Raw genomic sequence first — 23,175 nt, 5'->3', positions numbered from 1 at the left:
GAAGGCTCTTTTTCATGTGCGCCGCCGGGCGGGCGGCGCGGGGCGAGAGACGGAAAGGGACGGCAGAATGGCAATCGTGGAGGAACTGGAGGCGCTGCGCGAGCAGACCATCGCGCAGATCGCGCAGGCGGCCGACACCGCGGCGCTCGAGCAGGTGCGCATCGGCGTGCTGGGCAAGGCGGGCACGCTGACCGGGTACCTGCGCCAGATGGGGCAGATCGCGAAGGAGGAGCGCGCCGCCGTGGGCAAGACGGCGAACGAGGTGCGCGCCGCCGTCGAAGGCGCGCTGGCCGCGCGCAAGGAGGAGCTGGCCGCAACCGAGCTGGCCGCCGCCATCGACGCGGCCGCCGTGGACGTGACGCTGCCGGGTCGCTCGCAGCAGGTGGGCACGCGCCACCTCATCAACCGCATCACCGACGAGATCTCCGAGATCTTCCTCGGCCTGGGCTACACGGTGGCCACGGGCCCCGAGGTGGAGACCGACTACTACAACTTCGAGGCGTTGAACGCCCCGGCCGACCACCCCAGCCGCAGCCTGGCCGACACGTTCTACGTGCGCGACCTTTCCGGCGCGCAGGCGGCCGTGCGCGGCGAGTCCGACGTGCTGCTGCGCACCCAGACCTCCGGCGTGCAGGTGCACGCGATGGAGGACAACGAGCTTCCCATCTACGTGATCGCGCCCGGCAAGGTGTACCGCCGCGACGTGGCCGACCCGTCCCACCTGCCCCAGTTCACGCAGATCGAGGGCCTCGTGGTGGACGAGGGCATCACGTTCGGCGACCTCAAGGGCACGCTCGACTACCTGTGCAAGCAGATGTTCGGCGAGGAGCGCAAGACGCGGTTCCGCGCCCACTACTTCCCGTTCACGGAGCCGTCGGCCGAAGTGGACGTGAGCTGCGGCATCTGCCACGGCGAAGGCTGCCGCTTCTGCAAGGGCACCGGCTGGCTGGAGATCCTCGGCTGCGGCATGGTGGACCCGAACGTGCTGTCCATGTCGGGCATCGACCCGGAGAAGTATTCGGGCTTCGCGTTCGGCATGGGGGTGGAGCGCATCGCCTGCCTGAAGTACAACGTGCCCGACCTGCGCATGCTGGTCGAAGGCGACATGCGCTTCTTGCGGCAGTTCTAGGGTTTCTGGCGGGTCGGCGGGCGGCGCCCAGTCGCTCAAACAGTCCTCGCTGCGCTGCGGCGCCGCGAGGCAAAGCCGAGCAAGTCCCCGAAGGGGAAACTCGCTTGGTGGGCACCGCCCGCCGACCCTTCGCACTATTAACGTTGCTGCGCTGCGTCTGCGCCCTCGGCTGTATCGGGTCGAGGGGTTCAGTCAGACGGGGGCTTGGTGGAAAAGAGGAAGAGCTGATGAAGGTTTCTTTGAAATGGTTGTCTGAGTATGTGGACGTGCCTTCGGACGTGAAGGCGTTTTGCGACCGGCTCGATTTGACGGGCACAGGGGTGGAAGCGATCGAGAAGACGGGCGACGCGTTCGACGGCGTGGTCGTGGGCTACGTGGAGACGTGCGAGCAGCATCCCGACAGCGACCACATGCACGTGGTCACCGTGGACGTAGGTGCGGGCGAGCCGGTTCAGATCGTGTGCGGCGCGCCGAACATCGCACAGGGGATCAAGGTGCCGGTGGCCACCATCGGCGCGGTGCTGCCCGGCGACTTCAAGATCAGGAAGTCCAAGCTGCGCGGCGTCACCAGCTGCGGCATGTGCTGCTCGCAGCGCGAGCTGGGCATGGGCAGCAACCACGAGGGCATCTGGATCCTGCCCGAGGACGCGCCCGTGGGCATGCCCATTGCCGACTACCTCAAGCTGTCCGACACGGTGCTCGACCTCGAGGTCACGCCGAACCGCCCCGACTGCCTCAGCATGGCGGGCATGGCGCGCGAGGTGGGCGCGATGTACCGCACCGACGTGACGTATCCGCAGATCGACCTCGTGGAGGACGCCGACGCGACCCCTGCGGCCGACCAGGTGAGCGTGGAAATCGCCGACGCGTCCCGCTGCTGCCGCTACACGGCGCGCGTCATCAAGGACGTGCAGGTGGGCCCGAGCCCCGACTGGCTGGCCGAGCGCGTGGCGGCCGCGGGTGCCCGCTCCATCAACAACATCGTGGACGTGACGAACTACATCCTGTTCCTGCTGGGCCAGCCGCTGCACGCGTTCGACTTCGACAAGCTGGCAGGCGCGGACGGCAAGGTGCACATCGTGGTGCGCCCGGCGGCCGAGGGCGAGCAGTTCACCACGCTCGACGGCGAGGACCGCCAGCTCGTGCCCGACATGACCGTCATCGCCACGCCCGAGCGCGCCGTGGCGCTGGCCGGCGTCATGGGCGGCCTCGAGACCGAGGTCACCGAGGCTACCACCACGGTGCTGCTGGAGGCCGCCGCGTTCGACCGCGCGCACACCAGCCGCACGAGCCGCAACCTGGGCCTGATCAGCGAATCGTCCATGCGCTACGAGCGCGGGGTGGACGACAACCCGGTGGCCCTCAACGCCGATATGGCGGCCGCGCTCATCGCCGAGGTGTCGGGCGGCACGGTGTGCCCCGGCATGGTGGACGTGTGGCTGGAGAAGACCGAGCCCGTCGACCTGAAGTTCCGCGTGCCGCGCTTCTGCGCGATGATGGGCGCCGAGATCCCGCGCGAGGAGGTCGTCGACATCCTCAGCCGCCTGGGCTGCGAGGTGTCCGATGCCGACGACGCCGACGTGCTGTCCGTGACGGCGCCGACGTTCCGCCCCGACCTGGAGCGCGAGATCGACCTGTACGAGGAAGTGGTGCGCCTCTGGGGCATGGACCGCATCCCGGCCACGCTGCCGGGCGGCCGCGGCCGCTACGGCACGCGCTCGCAGCTGGAGCACGTGTCCGACATCATCCATCGCACCATGTGCGCGAGCGGCCTCAACGAGACGATGACCTATTCGTTCGCCGAGCCGGGCGACCTCGACCGCCTGCGCATGAGCCACGAGGGGCTGGGGCGGCCGGTGGAGCTCATCAACCCGCTGAACGCCGACCAGTCCGTCATGCGCCAGAGCATCGTCCCCGGCCTCATGCGCAACGTCGCCTACAACCAAAGCCGCGGCGTGAAGAACGTGCAGCTCTACGAGATGGGCGCGGTGTTCTTCGCGACGCAAGGCAAGAAGCAGCCGAAGGAGCGCCGCCGTCTGGCCGGCGTCATGGCGGGCGCCATGGGCGACGCCGGCTGGAACAGCGCTCCGGCCGCGTTCGACTTCTTCGACGGCAAGGGCGCGATCGAGAACCTCGCGCGCGAGCTGGCGCTGCCGAAGCTGCGCTTCAAGGCGCTCTCGGCCGACGAGGCTCCGCACCTGCAGCCCGGCCGCGCGGCCGCGGTGCTGTCGGGCGGCACCGAGCTTGGCTGGGTGGGCGAGCTGCACCCGCTGGCCGTGGACGCCTTCGACGCGACGGCGCCCGTCGTGGCGTTCGAGCTTGACGTCGACGCCCTGGCGAAGTCGGCGCGCCCCGCGCGCGACTACGTGGACGTGCCCACGTTCCCGGCCGTATCCATGGACGTGGCGTTCGTCGTGGACGAGGGCGTCACCCACGAGAAGCTCGTGCAGTGCATGACCTCGGCGGGCGGCAAGCTCTTGGAGGACGTGCGCCTGTTCGACGTGTACCGCGACGAGGCGCGCGTGGGCGCGGGCAAGAAGTCCATGGCCTACGCGCTCACGTACCGCGCCGCCGACCGCACGCTCACCAGCGAGGAGGTCGACAAGGCTCACGAGCGCCTGGTCAAGAAGGTGTCCAGCGCCACCGGCGCCGAAGTCCGCGGGTAGGGCCGCCCTTCAGGCGCGGCTGGCGCTCGGGTTGTCATCCCGAGCGCAGGCTCGCCCGGGCTGTTCCTGCGTTCCCGTCCAGCAACGACGGGGACGCAGGGGGCCGGCGGGTGGCCGGCATGTCGATGGCGGTGGTATACTAATGCCATGAAAGTGCTCGACCAACATACCATCGCTTCGGCAGTGCGCTCTATTGCTCCTGGTTACGGAGTTGTGAAAGCGTACCTGTTCGGTTCGCACGCGCGCGGCGATGCGGATGCGGCATCTGATGTGGATCTGTGCATTGAGCCTGACGACGGGTTCACGCTCTTTTCCCTTGGAGGCTTCGGCAGCCATCTTGAAGAGGCGTTGGGGGTGCCGGTCGACGTGGTGTGCGGGGACGATTCGTTTTACCCGCGTGCGCGCGAGCGCTACGAGCGAGACAGAAAGCTCATCTATGAGAAATCCTGAAGCGATCGAATGCATCGAACTCATGGTGCCGCTTTGCGATATCGTATCCGACCGAATCGCGCGCTACTCGATGTCCAGAGAAAGCGTGTGCCTGAACGACGACCATCTCGATCTTTTGCTGATGCCGATATTTCAGATCGGGGAACTGATCGGCGGAGGCGGATACCTCGATGCTTTGCAGGAGCTCTATCCTTCGGATATGTGGGTTCAGGCATATGGCATGCGCAATCGAATCGCCCATGGTTATGCAAAATTGAAGCCTGCGATTGTTTGGGAAACAGCTATAACAAGCATTCCCGCCCTGCGGGAATTGTGCCTGCGGTTGCTCGAAGACTAGCGCGGTATCTGCCTTACATCCCCATGATTGCAAGCGCTTCGATCATCTGATCGCTTTCGTACGCAAGCGCGCCTTCCTCCGTGAGCACGGTCAAGGAATAGGTGGTGTTCTCGAACACCTCGTTGCGGTCGTTGAACGTGGCAAGCTGCCATATTGCTGCGGCGCTTCCCTCGGAGCACCGCCCGATGCGTACAGTTGAGGACATGTCGAACTTCTCGCTGGCGGTTGCGTTGCGGTATGCCTCGTCTGCCAAGCCCGCAGCTTGCAGGAGCGCGTCTCCGACCGCTTCGGCCTCGGGCGGTTCGGCATAGGGCGCGGTGATGCTCATGGTGATGGCGCCTGGTCGTTTGCCTGCGCGCATGAGATCGGACGTGGTCTCGCCGCCGTTGAGGCTGAACAGGATGCGCGTTGTCGAGCCGGGAGGTGAGAGCGGCGTATCGGCCGACGTGCTTTCCCAAGCGCCTGTGGGCGCACCTGCGCCGTAGGAGAACCCCAGACGCTCCACTGTGGCGGGGATGTGCTCAGGATCGAGCGAGAGCAAGCGAACGAGGTCGTACGCCGAATCGATGTCGGCTGGGTTCACGCCGTAGAAGGTCGTTTCTGGCACATGGGGACTGGTCGCATTCGACGCCGGTGCGGCCTTGTCGATGACGGCCAGCGGTTCGTGCGTTTCAGGCTCGACGGGGAGATCGCTCCCGCTGCATCCGGAAAACGATGCTATACCGAGCGCGAACGCGAAGGCGAGGCTAGTCGTCAGAAGGGACGCTCGGTTGGATTGGCGCATGGGGCATCCTTTCCTCGTCGGTTCCGTTTCCCCAGTATAGCGCAATCCCGTTACCGGTTCGTCAACGGACGCACACCTGCGCGCGGCGCCGCCGTACGACAATCGGATGCGGTACGGCGAAAGGAACGGCATGGCGAAATCGGCAGGCACGCAGGATAGGGAGTTGCGCAAGCGGCGCATGGCCGTGGCGGCGGCGCTGCTTGCGTTCGCCGGCATCGTCGGGGTGCTGGCGCTGCTGTTCGGTCGCGACGCGCTGGCTTTCCTGACCGACGGACATCGCGTTCAGCAGCAGGTGGAGCGCTTGGGGCCGCTTGCGCCCGTGGTGTTCGGCCTGCTGGTCGTTCTGCAAGAGGTGACGGTGATCGTTCCCAGCGAGCCGCTGGAGCTTGCCGCGGGCTACGCGTTCGGGTTCTGGGAGGGCGCGTTCGTGTACCTTGCCGCCAGCGTGGTCGGCTGCTTCGCCATCATCGCGGTAGTGCGCTTCGGCGGCGATCGCGTGCTCGAGCTCGTCCTCACGAGAAAGGGCCGCGAGTGGCTGGCCCGCTTGCGCGGGGCGCAGAGGTTCGACTTCGCCATTCTCGCGGCGTTCTTCATCCCCGGCCTGCCGAAGGATCTCATGGCCTATCTCGCCGCGTTCGCCGGCATGCGCCCCGTGCACCTGGCCGTTGTCACCACGGCCGGTCGGCTGCCGTCGGTGCTGGCCATCACGCTGGGATCGTCGTTCGCCGCCGCAGGCGATTGGCGGGCGACCGCCATCGTGTTCAGCGTCACCGCCGCGGCCGTGGTGATCGGTGCGCTCGCATACCATCGCTTCAAGCGCCAGCGCGACGGGGGTGCGGGAGGTGCGGCGAAGTAGGCGGTCAACGCGCTTAGCGGGGCGGTGCGACGGTCTTCAGAATCTAGAGAAAACTCCCCATTTTGTCCATAGGTGTTTTGGTCATAATTTTGAACGTCCTCCAGGGGCATGGCGCGGGATTTGCTGGCGCACGGAGCGGGCGGGACGGGCAGAGTGGGATGCGATCTCCCGATCTTCATCCTCTTTTCCGATGTTCGCGATGTCTAACAAGCGGTACAATAGCCGGCAAAACGAAAGGATACGCGTATGTACGACGGACGAACCAACCCGGGCCGCAACGACGAATGCTGGTGCGGCAGCGGCAAGAAGTACAAGAAGTGCCACCTCGATTTCGACGAGCGCCTGCAGAGCATGTACGAGCAGGGCTTCGAGCTGCCTGAGCGCGCCTCGCTGAAAAGCGCGGCCGACATCGAGGGCATCAAGCGCAGCGCGGCCGTCAACATCGGGGTGCTGGACTACGTGGCCGAGCGCATCGGGCCGGGCACGACCACCGAGGAGGTGGACCGCTGGGTGCACGACTACACGGTGGAGCACGGCGGCATCCCGGCCGACTTGAACTACGAGGGCTACCCGAAAAGCGTGTGCACCTCCATCAACGACGTGGTGTGCCACGGCATCCCGTCCGAGGACGACGTGCTGCGCGAAGGCGACATCGTGAACGTGGACTGCTCCACCATCCTCGACGGCTACTACTCGGACTCGTCGCGCATGTTCTGCATCGGCGAGGTGTCGCCCGAGCGAGCGCGCCTCGTGGACGAGACGAAGAAGGCCATGGAAGCGGGCCTTGCCGCCATCGAGCCGTGGGGGTTGCTCGGCGACGTGGGCGCGGCCGTGAACGCGTACGCGAAGGCGCAGGGTTTCTCGGTGGTGCGCGAGTTCGGCGGCCACGGCATCGGGTTCGACTTCCATGAGGACCCGTTCGTCAGCCACGTGTCGGAACCGGGGACGGGCATGGTGCTGGTGCCGGGCCTCGTGTTCACCATCGAGCCCATGGTGAACGCCGGCGAGGCGCCCATCGACATGAGCGACCCGAATGGCTGGACCGTGCGCACCGCCGACGGCAGCGACACCGCTCAGTGGGAAGTGCAGGTAGCCATCACCGAGGACGGCTACGAGTTGCTGAGCTGGTAGGATACTCGGTGTCTCGGAAGGCGCTGCGGAACGCATCATCGCCCGAAAAACACGGAATCGCGGGCGAAAACGTGTTTTTCGGGCGATGATGCGACGGCGCGTCACCGGGTCGCCACGCGGGCTGCTCCGGGCGGCCCGCGCGGCCGCAGGCGTTCCGGATGCTAGCGCGCGCCGCCCGTGCGCAGCAGCACGCGGATCGTCGCCGCATACTCGTCGATCTCAACTTGCACCTCGCCCCGGTAGCGCTTCGCCAGCGTAGCCACCGAGGCCAGCCCGATGCCGTCGCCCTCCCGCTTAGCCGAGCGCGCGCCGCTCGACAGCACGCCGTCCGGCGCCGCGGCGGCCAGCGCGCGGGCATCGGACGGCGTGCAGCTGTTGCGCACGGAAACCAGCACGGCGTTGCCCTCGATCCGTGCTTCGGCGTCCACGAAGAGCGGGCGCGCCCCGTCCTGCGCTGTCGACCCGCGCCCGCCCGCTCCGCCTTCCCCGCGCTCCGTACGCTCGCAGGCTTCCACGGCGTTCTCCAGCAGGTTCGCCATCGCCATGCAGAAATCGGCCTCGGGCAGCGGCAGGCGCTCGGGCAGCGCGAAGGCCAGCGACACGTCGGCGCCGCAGGCTCGCGCCCGCTCGGCGAAGTGCGCGGCCACGGCGTCCAAGGCGAAGTTGAGCGCGTAGGCGCCCGGCTCGCGCTGCGCCTGGCCGGCACCCTGCTCGTCGAGGTACGCGCGCAGGCCCTGCACGTCGTCCTCGTCGGCAAACGATCGGATGACCAGCAGTTGGTGGCGGAAGTCGTGACGGGCCTTGGCGGTGTCGCGCAGGGTGCGCCGCAGGCTCCGATAGCGCTCGTGCTGCAGCTCTTCCAGCTGGGCCGCCTCGCGCAGGCGCGCGTTCTCCATGACGGTGCGCAGGGCCGAGAACAGCATGAGGTACGACGCCACCATCAGAAACGCCAGCACGCCCACCGCCAGCGCGTACAGCGCATCCGAGCCGCTCGACAGGAACTCCACCGCGTACGCGAACATATACAGCGCGTTCGCTGCGACGAAGAACCCCGCGGGCACCGCGGCCAGGCGCCGCCAGAGCGCGGGGTCGTCCACCTGCTCGACGCCCCAGCGGATGGTGCGGGCGAACAGCGGCGCCAGCACGAGCGGGCCTGCGGAGCACACGACGGCGTCCAGCACGCGCCGCGCCCCGAAGCTCCATTCCAACGCCACTGTGCGTAGCAGCACGTCGTAGGCGAGGATGGCGATGGCGGCGGCAGTCGCGGCGCTGAAGAACACGAACAGACGCTTGCCCCACGGCAGCTTCGTCAGCGCGGCCAACGACAGCAGCGAGACGGCCAGCACGGGAACGGTCGCCCAGACCCCTTCCTCGCCGGCGAAGACCGCCACGCCGATACCGCAGGCCAGGCTGACGGCGGCGACGATGCCCAGCGCCATGCCCACGGTGACCCCGAGCGAGAAGCGCAGCCGTCCGCGCACGGCCAGCAGCATGAGGAAGAACATCGCCAGGAACGTGGGCGCGTTGCGCACGACGTACCACAGAACCCCTCCGGCAACGTCCTCTCCCATGGAAGCCTACCTCCGCGCGTGCTTGAACAGATAGTCGAAGTAGCGGCTGCGCGCCTCGGCGCGCGACGAGCGGCGCACGGGCAGCTTCGAGCCGTCGTCCATGAGGAAGCAGCCGTCGTCGGTGAGGTCGTCCACGTGGGCGAGGTTCACCATGATGCCGCGGTTGCAGGCGAACAGCTGCGGGTACGGCGCCACCATGTCGGCCAGCCGGCCGAACGACTGGCGCCAGCGCAGCGGCCCGTTCGCGGTGCTGAGATTCAGGTAGTGCCCGTCGGCGGTGATGGAGCGCACCTGCGACAGCGGCACGTTGATCACGGCCGATCCGTCGTGGATGCGCAGCATGGTCTCGTCCCCGGCGAGGCGCTCGATGGCCTCGTCCAGGGCGGCGGCGATGTCGTCGGGCGTGAACGGCTTGGTCAGGTAGTGGAACGCGCGCACGCGGAACCCGTCCACGGCGTGCTCGCTGGACACAGTGGTGAAGATGATGAGGCCGGGGTAGTTCTCGCGCCGCAGCCGCTCGGCGATGTCGATGCCGTTGGCGCCGTCCAGGAAGACGTCCAGGAAGACGAGGTCGAAGGCCAGCGCGTCGGTCGTCTCGAACAGGTCGCCGCCACCGCGGAAACGGCATATCTCGCAGGTGCGTCCCCGCTTGTCCAGATGGGAACGGATCGCGTCTTCGAGGGTTTTGGCATCAGGTGCGCAGTCGTCAACGATGGCGATTCTCATCGGTCTCTTTCTTCGATACATGCCGGCAGGGAGGGGTTCGCCTGAACGGCGCATATCGGTTATGCGGCGCGTCATGGAACCTCCTTTCCATTTTGGCGGTATCGTCGAAAAGCGACGGATGTTTTCGTGCCAGATCGGCGCGTTTCGTGCCAGACTGTGCATGGACGGAAATCGCCTACGTGCGGTCGGGTCGTCTGGCGAACAGTATAATGCAACGCGCCGCCCTGGGGCGGACGGGTGGACGGACGGAAAGGGAAAGATGGCCATGGAAGGGGATCTGCCGACGTTCGTGCTGCGTTTGGCCGGGCTTGTCGTTGCGTTGTTCATCATGTACGCGCTGACGGAGAGCCGCTTCGGCCGCGCGACGACCTTCGTCGCGTTCGTCGGCGGCGTGGCGCTGATCGCGTTGGGCAACTTCGCCGTGTTCTCGCTGGCTGGTCCTGAGACGTTTCTGAGGTTCTACCCCCTGACCGGCAACGTCGCGGCGTTCGCGCTGCTGCTCGGCATCGCGCGGCAGCGGCCGCTGGTCGTGGCGTTCACCATCCTCACGGCCATCCAGTTGAACGCCGTCATCGGGATGCTGGGGCATGCCGCGTCGCTGACGGTCGATCCGACGCGGGCCTTGGCGGTCAACCTGGCCGTGCGTGCGGTCCTCGCCGTGCCGTTGGTATGGGCGACGTTTCGCTTCTTCCGGCCGTACTATCTGGAGGCCGCGCGCACGATGCGGCGCGGATGGGGGCTTCTGTGCCTGATACCCTTGGCGTTCTACGCTTTGTTCTACCTCGTGTACATCGTGGGCGCGGTGGAGGGCGAGGGTATGCGTATCGCCATCGTGATGCTGGCGCTGGCCATGGCACTGGCCGGTTACGCCATCGTGTTCGTCGCCCTGCGCGAGCATGCGCGGCGCACGCGGATGGCAGAAGCGCAACGGCTGTTGGAGGAGCAGGCGAGAGCGTTCGAGCGGCAGATCGAGGCCGTGCGCGCCTCCGACGAGAAGATGCGCGTGCTGCGTCATGACCTGCGCCATCATCTGGGCGTCGTCTTGACGCTCGTGCGCGCGGGCAAAGACGAGCAGGCGCTTGCCGCGCTTGGAGGCGTGGACGAGGCGGTGGAGGAGGCGGCCGTGCGCCGCTGGTGCGAGAACGAAGGGGTGAACGCCCTGCTGGATTTGTACCTGGGTCGCGCCATGGCCGCCGGCGTCCAGGTGGAGGCGTCGTGCGACGTGCCGCGCGACCTGCCGGTGAACGCGCTCGAGTTCGCCGGCGCGTGCGCGAACGCCATCGAGAACGCCGCAGCCGCCTGCGCCGACCAGCCCGCAGGCGAGCGCCGCCGCATCGCGGTGCGCATTGTGAGCGAGCCGCGTTTGGCGCTGGAGGTGGAGAACACGTGCCGCGGAACGGTGCCTCTGAACGCCGAGGGGCTTCCGGAGCCGCAGCGGCCGGGCCATGGCGTGGGCGTGCGCAGCATCGCCGCTTTCGCCGAACGGCATGGTGCGCATCTGACCTGCGAGGCTGCCGAGGGCATGTTCCGCCTGCGCCTCGTCCTGCCCCAAAACGTCCCAAGTGGGAGTGGTTCCCATCCTGGACACTGAGCGAAGCGCGCAGCCTCCGGGCTTCGCTCGGGATGACAATGGCTCCGCCGCCTGAGCTCGGGATGACAGCGAGTGCTTCTCGCCGCCCGCCGTTCGGGCGCCCTGCTTTCATGCCACATCGTCCCGTTTCGTGCCAGAAAACGGTTTTCGCCTTCGCACCTCGGTAAACTTTGCTTGAAGTGTGTTTCCTGCGAGAACGGGGTGCGGTATGGGTCAAGTGTTGAAGCGCGAATACGGAAGCAAGCGCGCGATGATCGCGGCGCTGCTGGCCACAGGCGTCCTCGCCGCGTTGCTCGCGCTGACCGGCCTCGCGGCCCCGGTGCCCGCCTACGCGGCCGAGCTGCAAGGCTCCGGCACGGAGGACGACCCCACGCTCATCTACAACACCGACGATCTCATCGCGTGGTGCAACAAGCTGAGGGACATGAAGTCCTCCGAAGAGCACAACCAGCACGCTCGTCTCATGGCCGACCTCGTCGATGACGGTTGCGTCAACGATAAGGTAATCACCGACATGAATTACCCTGACTTCCAAGCAGCCGAGTTCGACGGCAACAACCACCTCATCGAGCTCCGGCTCAACTCCCACGGCGGCATGTTCGAAACCGGTGGCATGCCGCTTGGCGTGAACACCGAAGCGACCATCAGGAACATCAACTTCGTAGGCACGGTGTCGAATTCGGTGTCGGACAGCCGCAACGCGGGCACCGTGTTCGCGCGCGTTGGCACCCCAGGCGACGAAGAGGATGACCGCCGGATCGGCGTGTGGAACTGCACGAACCAGGCAACCGTGCATGCCTACGGTAACGCCGGCGGCTTCATCGGCTCGTACCACGACGAAGAGCACGGCTACATCTCCGTCATATACTGCGCGAACTTCGGATACGTCACGTCCGAGAACGCGCATGCTGGCGGCATGGCGGGCAGCGTCGAGCAGGTGGGAGGGAACCGCCGCACGGCTCGGGTGCTGTACTGCTCGAACAACGGCAGCATCATGTCGCAGGGCGGCACCTTCGAGAACAGGGACGGCGAGGAGTTCGGCGGATCCGCCGGCGGCTTGATGGGGTATTTGTCGTACGGCAGCGTCAACAACTTCACGTTCGGCCGCAACTACAACCAGGGGGCGATCGAGAGCCAGGGCGGCCTCGGATACGCCGGCGGCCTGGTGGGGTACCTCGATACCGCCTACAAAAACGGCGAGATATCGGGCTGCTACAACACGGGCCTCATCAAGGCCCAGGCCTCGTCCGATCAAGCCGGCGGCATCGTCGGCCGCGCGCAGGCAGGGGGGTACGGCGTCTGGATCGCCCATTCCCTGACTTCGCGCGAAAGCATGCCGGCGGGCGCCATGGACGACAGCTACCACAACGGCACCGTTGTCGACGAGGCCCAGATCGGCTCCGCCTTTGCCGTGGAGTACCTGGACGACCACAACTACGTGCTGGACAACGCGGGTTCCTACACGCATTCCGGCCTCCCGGTGTTCACGACCACGGGCGTTGGCGAAAGTTTCACGGTGACGCTGGTGAGCCCCGTCGCCGGCAAGGTCAGCTACGCGGACGCCTATTGGAACACGGCCGTCTCCCCCGACGCGCTGTCCGCTGCGGCGTACGCGCCGGAGGGCTACCGCCTGGCCTATTGGACAAGCGAAGCGCCCGACGCGGGCAGCGGCTGGAGCAAGCCGCCCGAGGAATTCCTCGGCATCGTCTACGGCGACGTCACGCTGTACGCCTACTGCGTGCCCGCTACGGTTAACGTCAAGTTCGATCTGAACGCGCCGAAGAACAACAGCGGCAAGTACGTGTTGGAGCCGATGGGGGACAAGGGCTCGATGCCGAACAAGACCATCGCGGAGAACGAGCCCGTCGGCGCGCTGCCCGTCTGCTACTACACGGGCACGCCCGTCAGCGACGGCTGCTCCTTCTTGGGATGGGCCACCGAGCAGGACGGAAGCCTTCCCACGGCGGAATGGATCAGCGAAAGCTCCACCAACCTGTACGACTACATGGACGAGGAGAGCCAAACCGTCACGCTGTTCGCGCAGTGGGGCGAGGAGGGGCTTCCCGCGTTCGAGATTCTCCGGCAGCCTGAAGACTGCACCCTCTCCGCTGCGGCCGGCGTTCCCCACGACGCTTGGTTCGATTTCGCCACCAGCTTTCAGGCGGACACCACGGACGACTTCGAAACGACGTTGCAGCGCAAGCTGCGCGCCGGGGACGATTGGGAGGATGTGTGCTCCGTCGGGCACAACGGCACGCAATACACCTTCGACATCGAGTCCTCCGACGAGGCCTGCTACGATTACCGCTTCAAGATAGACTACCGTTCGTGGCCGCGCGAGGGCACCGTCTACACCAGCTCGGCGAACATCGTGCTGAACATCCCGCAGTCGGAAGCGGAAGCGGCCGCCGTCGTCCTGAAGGGCGACGGCGCCGACGACGAGGTGCTGGGCACGCACACCTACGACGTCAGCGGGAAGATAACGAGCGACCTCGAGCGGCTCATGGACGAGTCCGTCCCGGGCGGCTTCGCCCACCTGGCGTGGATCGAGGGCGGCCCCGACAACATCCTGCCGGCGAACGGCACGGCTGCGGGCAAGCAGTACGTCGACAATGCGCGCGCCTTCACGCTGGAGAACCGGCATTTGGAGGAGGGGCAAACCTACACGCTGTGCGTGGCGCGCGTGTTCGACGATTACTACCGGGACGGCCGCTACCAGGGCGAAAGCGAGCCGTACCGCGTGCAGTTCACGGTGCCGCGTGCCGACGACGTGCCCGCCTCCGTGACGCCGGTGCGCGTGACGGACCAGCCGGTGGTGCAGGGCAGCGGCGACGCGGCGCAGGCGGTGGAGTTCGAGGCTAACTACTCGGCGCCCGTCAACGGAACGTTCAACCTGGCCGCGGACGCGCAATGGACGCGCAAGCACGCCGGCGACGTGGACGTGCAGTGGCAGTGCAAGCTGCAAGGGGGAGGCTGGACGAACCTGCCCGACGACTTCTTCGCCAAAGACGGCAAGGGCAAGCCCATCGCCGGCCAGGTGTGGAACGACGATCGCACCGCCGCGCGTCTGCACGCCACGCTGAACGCCGCGGCGGAGCTTGACGGCGCGCGCTTCCGGGTGCTGCTTTCCACGCCGCCCTCGCCCGCCGACACGGCAAGCGAGCAGTCGGAGAAGGATCTGGACCTGTTCAGCCCCGAGGTGACGAATCTGCAAGCCAACGTGAACGACGACATCCCGCACGTGAGCGTCACGTGGGATTGGGTGGACGGCGCGGGCAGCGTCGTGCCGTCCGACGGCTTCCTCGTGCTCGTGCAGGTTAAGGACGGCGAGGATTGGAGCATCGCGAGCGCCGGGCGGGTGTACACGCGCACCTACGACGCCGACCTCGTCTCGGACAAGACCTATCGGGTGATCGTGCGCGCCGACGTGGACGGTCTGGAGGGACGCACCGCGGCGCCGTGCGAGTTCAAGACCGCGTACAAGAAGTCGGTTTCGCTCACCTGGCCCGCGTCTTACGGCATGATGCGCGCCGACGGCTCGCCCAGCAACCTCGACGTGGATTACGACTGGTCGGACTACAACGACGGCCACCACGCCGCCCGTTACCAGTGGTATCTGTGCGACGAGCTGGACAGCCCGAAGCAGGGCCTTTTCGACGAATTCATGACCACTGAAACCGACACCGTGCGCCTTCCGGACGACTTCGACAACGCCGGTCGGCCGTGGGATCCCCGCACCGCGCAATGGGCTCAGGTGGTGGCCTCGGTGTGGACGCTCGACGACGAAGGACATCCCGCGGACATGGTGGAGGGCACCCAGGCTACCTCGACGGCCCTGCCCATCATCCACGAAACCACCGCGCCGCGCGACGTGCGCGCGGAAAGCGTGGGCTCGCACAGCGCGAAGGTGTGCTGGACCGCGCCCGCGCAGGGTACCGCCCGCGAATACCTGGTGCGCGTGGGAGACGGCATCAGCAAGGTGGTTTCCGCGAAGAGGAGCGAAACGGCCGAGACGACCTACGAGGTGAAGGTGGACGGCCTGGCCAACGAAACGTCCTACGCCTTGAGCGTCTCCGCCAACGACGCCCGCTTGGGCGACTCCACGGCGATTCAGACGGCTTATGGGCGGGACTTCACCACGCTGGCCGCGCCCGCGGCGGGCACCTGGACGGTGGAATCATCCAAGAGCGCGTACGCGATAGGCGAAACGCTGCACTTCACCTCCACGTACGCGGCAAACTCGGGAACCTTCACGAAGGCGGAACTGCAATGGTACTCCTGGGGCGAGGGCGACTCCTCGTGGCGGCCCGAGGGCCAGGCGGTCACGCTCGAAGGCGAGGATATCGACCGGGAAACGTGGGAGGATACGTTCGAACGTCCGGTGGACGCCGGCGATTACGGGCGTCAGTGGAAGGCGGTTGCGACGCTGGGCACGCCCGACGAGACGGTGAGCGCCAGCACGAACATCGTGACGATCGCGGTGGTGCCGCAAACGCCATCCGTAACGTGCGGCGTTCCCACGCCCACCAGCATCCCGGTTTCGTGGACGGCGCTCGACGACGTCGACGGGTACTGGGTCAAGTGCGCGAAGCCGGGCGCCGACGGCAGCCCGGCGAGCTCGACGACGTACTCCCTGTCCGCGAGCAGCCTGACGCCGGACCAAGACGGCAGGCTGCACTACGAGGTGGCGAACCTCCAGCCCGAAACGAGCTATCAGGTGAGCGTCGCTGCGTTCGCGCACGGCGTGAACAGCGCGTTCTCTGCCGCGACGACGGTGACGACGCCGGCGGTGCCGGACATCGAGGCGCCCGTCTTCTCGCAGGCGCCGAAGTCGACGTGGGTGGAGGCCGGCGCGGAGGCGACGTTCACCGCGCAGGCGAGCGTCGGCGGCGGCGCGGTCTCGTACGCCTGGCAGCGCAAGGGCGTAGGCGAGCAAGGATTCTCCCCGCTCGCCAATGGCGAGAAATACGTCATCAGCGAGGAAGCCGACGTTACGACGCTCACGGTGAAGGACGTGGGCATCCAGGACGTTGGCGCGACGTTCCGCTGCGTGGCGACGAACAGTGAAGGCGGCCAGACGGCCGACGCCGTCAGCGCGGCGGCCTACCTGACGGTGATCCCCGCTGCGCCGACGGACGCGAAGGCATGGGCGACCAGCGCGACCGCCGGTGAGGTTACCTGGACGGTGGAAGGTGCAGTGCGCCGCTTCGTGGTGACGTACCAACGTGCGCATCCCAGCATAGTGTATCCCAAGTATTCCAAGGTCGTCACCGTTGCCGATGACGCAACGGAGGGCTGGTGCCGAATTGACGGGCTGGAGCCCGGCTTGAATTATGGAATCAACGTATACGCCGCGCCGCTGGCGGGCTGGGTTTCGAGCAAGGGAGCGTATGCGGGCATCAGCACGCCGCCTGCATGCACGCTTGACACGGCGACGGTGACGATGTCGCCCGACAAGACGGTGGTGGAACCAGGTGCTTCGGTGACGTTCGAGGTCGCGACGAATGCGGACGGGAAACCGGAAGAGGAGCTTGCCTACCGTTGGCAGCGCAACACGTTCGGTGCGGGCTGGCACGACGTGGACGGCGCCAACGCGCCAACGCTGAACGTCACGGCGCCCCAGGGCGGCACGGTGGAAGGCTACCGCTGCATCGTGACGTCCACCACGACGAAGGATGACGCGCACGACCAAAAAACCGTGACCAGCGACTCCAAGCTGCTGGCGACGAACGTTCCCGTGGAGCAGCCGGTGCGGCTTGCAGCCGAGCCGGGCACTGACTCGGCGCGCTTAAGCTGGGCGGGAGACGACGCGCGTCCCGTCACTTACGAGGTGGAGTACGCGCAGGGTCACGCGCCGGTCGACGACGCCTGGATGACCGTGGAGAACGTGGGCGCTTCCACGTCGTGCGACGTGGAGGGCTTGACGCCCAATACAGTGTACTCCTGGCGCGTGCGCGCCGTGGTGCGCGACGATCTGAGCTCCGATTGGGCTCAGGCCGAAACGTTCACCACGCTCGAGGAATCGAGCGCGCTGGCCACGGTGACGGTGACGCCGCGCTGGGGCACGGCTGTGGCGGGTGGCGGCTCGAACGGAGTCGAGTACACGGCCATGACGAACCTGGACGACGTCGCAACCGACGAATCGCTGTCCTACCAGTGGCAGCAAAGCGCGACGGGCGACGAATGGGTCGACATGGAAGGTCAAACGAGTTCCACGTTCTGGGCATCCTCGGCCAATCCCAAACCGTGCTCGTGGCTGTACCGCTGCGTCGTGACGGCAAGCAAGGACGACGTCCCGCTGAAAACCATAACCAGCGAGCCGGTCGGCTTCGTGTCCCGACCGAAGGTTCCCACCGGCTTGGCGGCAAGCAGCGTCACGGCGGCTGCGGCGAACCTTTCGTGGACGAACGGTTTGAACGCGGACGACGGCCTGTCCTACCGCGTGTTCTGGCGTGCGTCGGGAGCTGCGGACTGGCAGAGCGCGAACACCGGGCGCGAGGCCTCGTACGCGCTGAACGGCCTCATGCCCGCCACTACGTACGAGTGGTACGTGCAGGTGATGAACGACGGCGCGCCGTCGGTGCGCTCGGCCGCGTCGATGTTCGTGACGCAATCGCTGTCACCCGACACGGTGCTCACACGCGTGGTGGTGAGCCCTGTCGACCAGGCGGTCGAAGCGGGCGAGCAGGCGACGTTCGCGGCGTACACGAACGTGGACGACATGGCATCTGCGACGAGGACGTACAAGTGGGAGACGTGCGACCTGGGCAAGGATCCCGACGACCCGACGACGTCGTGGACGGAGGTAGCGGGCGGCACCGCGACGGGCAACGCGATAACGCTCCCCGAAAACACGGACGGCTACGTGCGCTGCACCGTGACGTACGCGCCGCCGGTCAACGCGTTCGCGCCGCTGAGCAGCAACCCGGTGACCAGCGAGAACAAGCCGCGCGTGCGCATCGCGCCCACGCTGCCCAGCAACCTGGAGGTTGACGCGGACGCGTTGGGCCAGACGTCGGCCAGGCTTTCGTGGAACGGCGACGAGTCGAGAACGGTGTTCGACGTGGTGTACCGCCCCGTCGGCGAAACCGCATGGAGCCGGGAGTCTGTCGGGAACAACAAGGGTATCGAGCTGAAAAACCTCGCGTCGGGCACGACGTACGAGTGGGGCGTGCGCTCCGTCGCCTACGCTGACAGCGACGACCCCTTGCCGTCGGGCTGGGTGGCCGGCTCGCCGTTCGCCACGGAACGGGACTTCGCGTTCTCGAAGGTGGAGGTCGCGCCCAGCGCGCCCAGCGTCATGGCGGGCACCGAGGACAAGGTCACGCTCACGGCGACCACCGATGCGGATACCGCTAAAGAAACGCTGACCTACCAGTGGCAGAGCAAGACGGGTTCCTCCGACTGGGCCGATGTGGCTGGTGCGAAGGCCGCCACGCTCGAGGTTTCCGCGAAGGATATGCCGGTCGGCACGCATGCCTACCGCTGCGTGGCCACAGCCGAGCGCGACAGCAAGGAAAAGACGCTCGAAAGCAACGAGTCGATCGTGACGGCGATGCCCGCCGCGCCCACCGGACTCACCGTCTCTGATATTCATAGGCTTTTCCCCGATGATCCTAACCATACGAATGTTGCGGCCACGTTCCGCTGGACGTGGGGCAAAGATCCCGCGCCGGAGGGGCTCGCGTTCGAGGTGGGCTATCGACAGATTGCAGGACAGGGTGTCGCGGATCCAGAGTGGAAATCCGAAACGTTCGAGTACGACGGGAGCATGGAGCACACGACGAAGTCGCTGGACGATGAGGGTCTCACCTATCAGTGGCGCGTTCGGGTTGTGCAGAACGGCGTGGCATCGCCTTGGTCGGAGGTCGACACGTTCAACACCACGCTGAAAGAGCCCGAGGAGCTCAATTGGGTGGAGGTGACGCCGTCTGACAAGCTGGTGGGCGCGACCGATTCGGTCACGCTGAAGGTGACCACGAACGTGGACGGCAAGGAGAACAAAGGCGCCCTCGCGTATAGGTGGGAGCGGTGCGAACTCACGGTTGATCCTCGCAAGGCTCCCGACAGTGCTTGGACGACGATCGCGGGCGCAACTTCGGACACGATAACGCTTTCCCCGGACGAGCAGAAACCGACCAACAACAAGGCGAACCTCTACGTGCGCTGCAGGGTGACGCGGACTATCAACGGCGTGGCCAGCGACCCGGTGACCAGCAATCCGGCGCGCGTACGCGTTGAGCCGCTACCGCCGCACGATCTTCGCACGTCGATATACAGTAGCCAATACGGCGACAGTGGCGTTGATCTTTATTGGGGATGCGACGACTTGCGTAAAACGAGCGATTCGGTGCTCGGCTTTGAGGTGAGCTATCGCATGGTTGGCGCAAACGAATGGGAGGAGGTGCCGTGGGTCGCCTCATCCCATCGGGATAACAATCATTACAGGTTGTCCTCCCTTTCCGCTCGTCTAGATCCGGGCGCGACTTACGAGTGGCGCGTGCGCACCGTGTTGAATAACAGCATGAAGCAGAGTTGGGGCTCCGGAGGCCCGCATACGGAGTGGGTGGACGGCTCGGCGTTCACCATGCCGAAGGTTGCGGTCACCCCCGCGGCGGCTGCGGCGGTCGTCGGCAGCGGGCGCACAATCACGTTCGCCGTAACGTCCAACGCCGTCGTGCACAGCGAGGGCACGGTGACGTACCAGTGGCAGCGCAAGGCAGCCGGCTCTACCACCTGGAACGACCTCAAGGACGAAACGAACAGCACGCTGAGCATCGTGGCGAACGACGCAACCGCAGCTGAGGCGAGCAGGTATCGCTGCGTGGTTAAGGTGCCGTTCGGATACAACAATTCTTACACGAGGACGACCAACGAGGTCGCCTGCACGCTGGCGCCTGCTGCTCCAACCGATCTGACGGCATCGAACATCGAGTCCGACAAGGCAAAGCTCACCTGGCAGTGGAGCCAGGGGGCGTTGTCGAGTGCCGCCACGTTCAACGTGTCCTACCGGGAAGCCGGCGCGAAGGAGTGGACGACGGCTACGGTCGCAGACAACTCGAAGGCGTTCACGCCTGAGGGCTTGAAGCCCGAGACGGTGTACGAGTGGCACGTGCAGGCCGTGCAGAACGGCGTGGAATCGCTTCCGTCGTTCGAGAACCTGTTCGTCACGGCCTCCGAGCATCCGGCTCTGAAGCTGGAATCGGTGCTCGTCGAGCCGGCCGACCAGGAAGTCGCGCCGGACGTGTCGGCCAAGCTGACGGCAGCCACGAACCTGGACGACTGGGTGGATACGAGCACGTCTATTACGTACGAGTGGCAGAAACGCGCGCTCGATTCCGATCCCGACGATCCTGACGTGTGGAAGAAGATAGACGGCGCGGAATCGCGCGTGGTCGAGCTTGAGGCTGGCGCGAGCGGCTACGTGCGCTGCAAGGCGACCTACGACGGCGTCGAGGTGCTCAGCAACGAGGCGCGCGTGCGCGTGCAGCCCGGCGCCGCTCCCTCCAACTTGAAGGTTGACGAGGGCAGCATCGACGACACGACGGCGACGCTCTCGTGGGACGGCGCGCCAAACGGCGGCGACTCCTTCGCGCTGTCGTACCGGGCGGTGGGCGCGGACGAGTGGATGACGGCGACGGGGCTCAAGGCGTCGCCGTATGAGGCGACCGGCCTCGCTCCCGGCACGAAGTACGAGTGGCGCATGTGCGCGGTGTCCGCCGACGGGCTGACGTCCGCTTGGGTTCCCGGCCCCGCATTCGCCACCACCTCGCCGGACGGCGAGCTTGGAAGCGTCGTCGTGACGCCGCCCAGCGCAACGGCGGTGGCGGGGGATAGCAAGCTGGTCGACGACTTCCTCGCCACGGTCTCCGGCGTCGGCGAGGGTCAGGCGCTGGCGTACCAGTGGCAGGTCCAGCTGTCCGGCGGGTGGGCCAACCTGCCCGGGCAGACGGGCGAGCGCACCCACCTGTCGGTTGCCAACTTGGAGGCCGGGGTGCATACCCTGCGCTGCGTCGTGACCGCGACGGCGCCGGGCGGCAAGTCGGAGACGGCCGAGAGCAACGAGGCGGTGCTGACCCTGTCTCCGATGGCAGCGCGCAACCTCGCCGCGCAGAACGTGCAGGACGGTGCGGCGACGCTCACGTGGACGTGGGAGGGGCCGGGCGCGGCCGATTCGTTCAACGTCCGGTATCGCGAGGAGGGTTCCGAGGTCTGGACGGACGTGCCCGCGGGGAAGATCGATGCTGCGTATAAGACCTGCACCATCGACGGCCTTGCGCCGGGCACGCCCTACGAGTGGCAGGTGCAGGCGATGCAGGGCGGCCAGGCGAGCGAGTGGTCCGAATACAGCGGGTTCGTCACGTTGTCGAACGGGTCGCTGAAGATCGCGCGCATTTGGCCGCCCGACGTGATCGTTGCGGCCAACGAGCAGGCGACGTTCGCGGCATTCACGAACCGCGGGAATGCCGAGGACGTTTCGTACGAGTGGCAGTACCGCGCGCTCGGTTCCCTCGAGGACGCATGGGAGGTTATCCCCGATGCAACGGGACGGGTCGTGACGCTTGATGCCGGCACCATCGGTTACGTGCGCTGCGTTGCCACGCAAGCGGCTCCGGCGGCACCGGCGGCCGAGGTGGCCGAGGTCGTTGAGACGCCTGAGGTGCCTGAGGTGGGCGAGGTTGCCAAGACGGCCGAGACGTCTGCGGCGCCCGAGACGGACGAGGCGGTAGAGGCGAATGGGACGAAAGAGGCGACCGCGAACGAAGCGACCGAGACGAACGGATCGCTCGAGACGAACGAGGCGCTTGAAGCTGACGAGGCGAGAGAAATGCTCGGCGCAGCCGAGACGAACGAGGCGCCCGTGGTGCCTGAGGTTGCCGAAACGTTGGCGGCTCCTGCCCCGGTGGTCGTGTACAGCAACGAAGCGCGCGTGCGCGTGATGCCGAGCGCGCCGGAAAATCTTGCGGTGGGCGAGGTCGGGTTCAGGGACGCCGCGCTCTCGTGGGGCGCTAGCGACATGCCCGACAGCACGTTCACGTTGGCCTACCGTGCGGTTGGAACGGACGAGTGGACGGAGGTCGCCGGTTTGACCGCGCCCGCGCATAAGCTGGACGGCCTGGTTCCGGGCACGCGCTACGAGTGGCGCGTCCAGACGGTCGTTGTCGAGGACGGCGACGCGCTGGCGTCGGCGTGGGCGTACGGCGATTCCTTCACCACGCAGACGATGAAAACCTACCCGGTGACCGCCGGCGCCGACAGTACGTGGAAGCCGGGGCAGCCAGGCCTGTCGTTCACCATCGATGCGCTGCGCGACAAGTTCCTGTCGTTGGCGGTCGACGGCGCTGAGCTCGTGCAGGACGTGGACTACGCGCTAGCGGCCGACGGTATGACGGTGACGCTGTCGCCTGACTACCTGGCCAAGCTCGCGGTGGGCAAGCATGCTCTGGTGGCGATGTTCACCGACGGCACGGCTTCCGCATCGTTCACCGTGGCTCCCGCCGACCCGGGTCCGACGCCCAACCCGCCGGATCCGCCTAACCCGCCGGGTCCGACGCCCACGCCGGATCCGCCGACGCCCACGCCGCTTCCGGACAGCGGCGGCAAGAAGCTCGCGCCCACGGGCGACCCGCTAACCGTCGCGTTGCCGCTGATCGGCTGCTTGGCGTTGGCAAGCGCTTGCGCCGCCATCATGGCATGCAGGTGGAAGCGCCGCCGCTCCTAAAAGCAGGACCCTCGCCCGCACCGAGTGGGCGAGGGTCTTCTTCTTTGGGCGCGAATCGCCTCCCACGCCGCGAAATGGATACCTGTCCTTGGATCGAACTCTGTTTCGTGCCATATCGGGCCGTTTCGTGCCAAAGCGCGTTTTTCGCCCTCGCACCTCGGTAAACTTTATTTTGAAGTGCGTTTTCCTTCGAGATCGGGGTGTGGTATGAG

11 protein-coding genes are annotated in these 23,175 nt (G+C 66.7%); 8 read left to right on the top strand and 3 right to left on the bottom strand.

Translation table 11 applies throughout. The annotated features are described in order from the left end of the window. The first annotated feature begins 76 nt into the window (after positions 1–76). From pheS to GT590_RS07610, 4 genes are all read left to right on the top strand, one after another. The gene (pheS, locus tag GT590_RS07625; RefSeq protein ID WP_343085333.1) at positions 77–1,129 is read left to right on the top strand and encodes a phenylalanine--tRNA ligase subunit alpha; all 1,053 of its coding nucleotides are present in this window, start codon (positions 77–79) and stop codon (positions 1,127–1,129) included. A gap of 227 nt (positions 1,130–1,356) precedes the next feature. Next, positions 1,357–3,795, top strand: coding sequence for a phenylalanine--tRNA ligase subunit beta (gene pheT, locus GT590_RS07620; RefSeq protein ID WP_086414834.1), 2,439 nt, complete (start codon positions 1,357–1,359; stop codon positions 3,793–3,795). Between the two features lie 147 nt (positions 3,796–3,942). After that, a complete protein-coding gene (locus GT590_RS07615; RefSeq protein WP_009305060.1) occupies positions 3,943–4,245 on the top strand; it encodes a nucleotidyltransferase family protein in 303 nt (100 codons plus the stop codon). Continuing rightward, the gene (locus GT590_RS07610) at positions 4,232–4,582 is read left to right on the top strand and encodes a DUF86 domain-containing protein (protein WP_009305059.1); all 351 of its coding nucleotides are present in this window, start codon (positions 4,232–4,234) and stop codon (positions 4,580–4,582) included. The genes GT590_RS07615 and GT590_RS07610 overlap by 14 nt, the downstream gene beginning before the upstream one ends. A gap of 13 nt (positions 4,583–4,595) precedes the next feature. Here GT590_RS07610 and GT590_RS07605 read toward each other — a convergent pair whose 3' ends face one another. Further along, positions 4,596–5,366, bottom strand: a complete 771-nt coding sequence (locus GT590_RS07605) for a hypothetical protein (RefSeq protein WP_086414833.1) — start codon at positions 5,364–5,366, stop codon at positions 4,596–4,598. 130 nt (positions 5,367–5,496) lie between these two features. Here GT590_RS07605 and GT590_RS07600 point away from each other — a divergent pair, with 130 nt between their 5' ends. Together GT590_RS07600 and GT590_RS07595 are read left to right on the top strand one after the other, a co-directional pair. Then, the gene (locus tag GT590_RS07600; protein WP_086414832.1) at positions 5,497–6,222 is read left to right on the top strand and encodes a TVP38/TMEM64 family protein; all 726 of its coding nucleotides are present in this window, start codon (positions 5,497–5,499) and stop codon (positions 6,220–6,222) included. A 246-nt stretch (positions 6,223–6,468) separates the two neighbouring features. Beyond that, entirely contained in the window at positions 6,469–7,353 is an 885-nt protein-coding gene (locus tag GT590_RS07595) for a methionyl aminopeptidase (protein WP_114551501.1), read from the top strand. A gap of 161 nt (positions 7,354–7,514) precedes the next feature. Here the strand turns inward: GT590_RS07595 and GT590_RS07590 are convergent, their stop codons facing one another. Continuing rightward, positions 7,515–8,924 carry a sensor histidine kinase gene (locus GT590_RS07590; protein ID WP_114551500.1) on the bottom strand — a complete coding sequence of 470 codons (1,410 nt, stop codon included), beginning with the start codon at positions 8,922–8,924 and terminating at the stop codon, positions 7,515–7,517. Positions 8,925–8,930: 6 nt separating this feature from the next. Then, on the bottom strand, positions 8,931–9,650 hold the full coding sequence (locus tag GT590_RS07585; protein WP_114516299.1) for a LytTR family DNA-binding domain-containing protein: 720 nt from the start codon (positions 9,648–9,650) through the stop codon (positions 8,931–8,933). Between the two features lie 265 nt (positions 9,651–9,915). On the opposite strand from GT590_RS07585, the gene GT590_RS07580 reads away from it, so the two are divergent. Then, on the top strand, positions 9,916–11,241 hold the full coding sequence (locus GT590_RS07580) for a GHKL domain-containing protein (protein ID WP_161170988.1): 1,326 nt from the start codon (positions 9,916–9,918) through the stop codon (positions 11,239–11,241). Positions 11,242–11,449: 208 nt separating this feature from the next. After that, positions 11,450–22,963 (top strand): fibronectin type III domain-containing protein, encoded by an 11,514-nt coding sequence (locus GT590_RS07575; RefSeq protein WP_114551498.1) that lies wholly within the window; start codon positions 11,450–11,452, stop codon positions 22,961–22,963. Positions 22,964–23,175: the final 212 nt, after the last annotated feature.

The organism is Eggerthella sp. BIOML-A1 (genome assembly GCF_009875595.1).
Lineage (GTDB): Bacteria > Actinomycetota > Coriobacteriia > Coriobacteriales > Eggerthellaceae > Eggerthella > Eggerthella lenta.
Note: the sequence above shows the minus strand (reverse complement) of the source record. Positions and strands in the feature narration are given on the sequence as shown.

Coding starts and splice junctions, on each gene's coding strand:
- pheT (WP_086414834.1), top strand. CDS start 1,357: ATGAAGGTTTCTTTGAAATGGTTGTCTGAGTATGTGGACGTGCCTTCG.
- GT590_RS07615 (WP_009305060.1), top strand. CDS start 3,943: ATGAAAGTGCTCGACCAACATACCATCGCTTCGGCAGTGCGCTCTATT.
- GT590_RS07610 (WP_009305059.1), top strand. CDS start 4,232: ATGAGAAATCCTGAAGCGATCGAATGCATCGAACTCATGGTGCCGCTT.
- GT590_RS07605 (WP_086414833.1), bottom strand. CDS start 5,366: ATGCGCCAATCCAACCGAGCGTCCCTTCTGACGACTAGCCTCGCCTTC.
- GT590_RS07600 (WP_086414832.1), top strand. CDS start 5,497: ATGGCGAAATCGGCAGGCACGCAGGATAGGGAGTTGCGCAAGCGGCGC.
- GT590_RS07595 (WP_114551501.1), top strand. CDS start 6,469: ATGTACGACGGACGAACCAACCCGGGCCGCAACGACGAATGCTGGTGC.
- GT590_RS07590 (WP_114551500.1), bottom strand. CDS start 8,924: ATGGGAGAGGACGTTGCCGGAGGGGTTCTGTGGTACGTCGTGCGCAAC.
- GT590_RS07585 (WP_114516299.1), bottom strand. CDS start 9,650: ATGAGAATCGCCATCGTTGACGACTGCGCACCTGATGCCAAAACCCTC.
- GT590_RS07580 (WP_161170988.1), top strand. CDS start 9,916: ATGGAAGGGGATCTGCCGACGTTCGTGCTGCGTTTGGCCGGGCTTGTC.
- GT590_RS07575 (WP_114551498.1), top strand. CDS start 11,450: ATGGGTCAAGTGTTGAAGCGCGAATACGGAAGCAAGCGCGCGATGATC.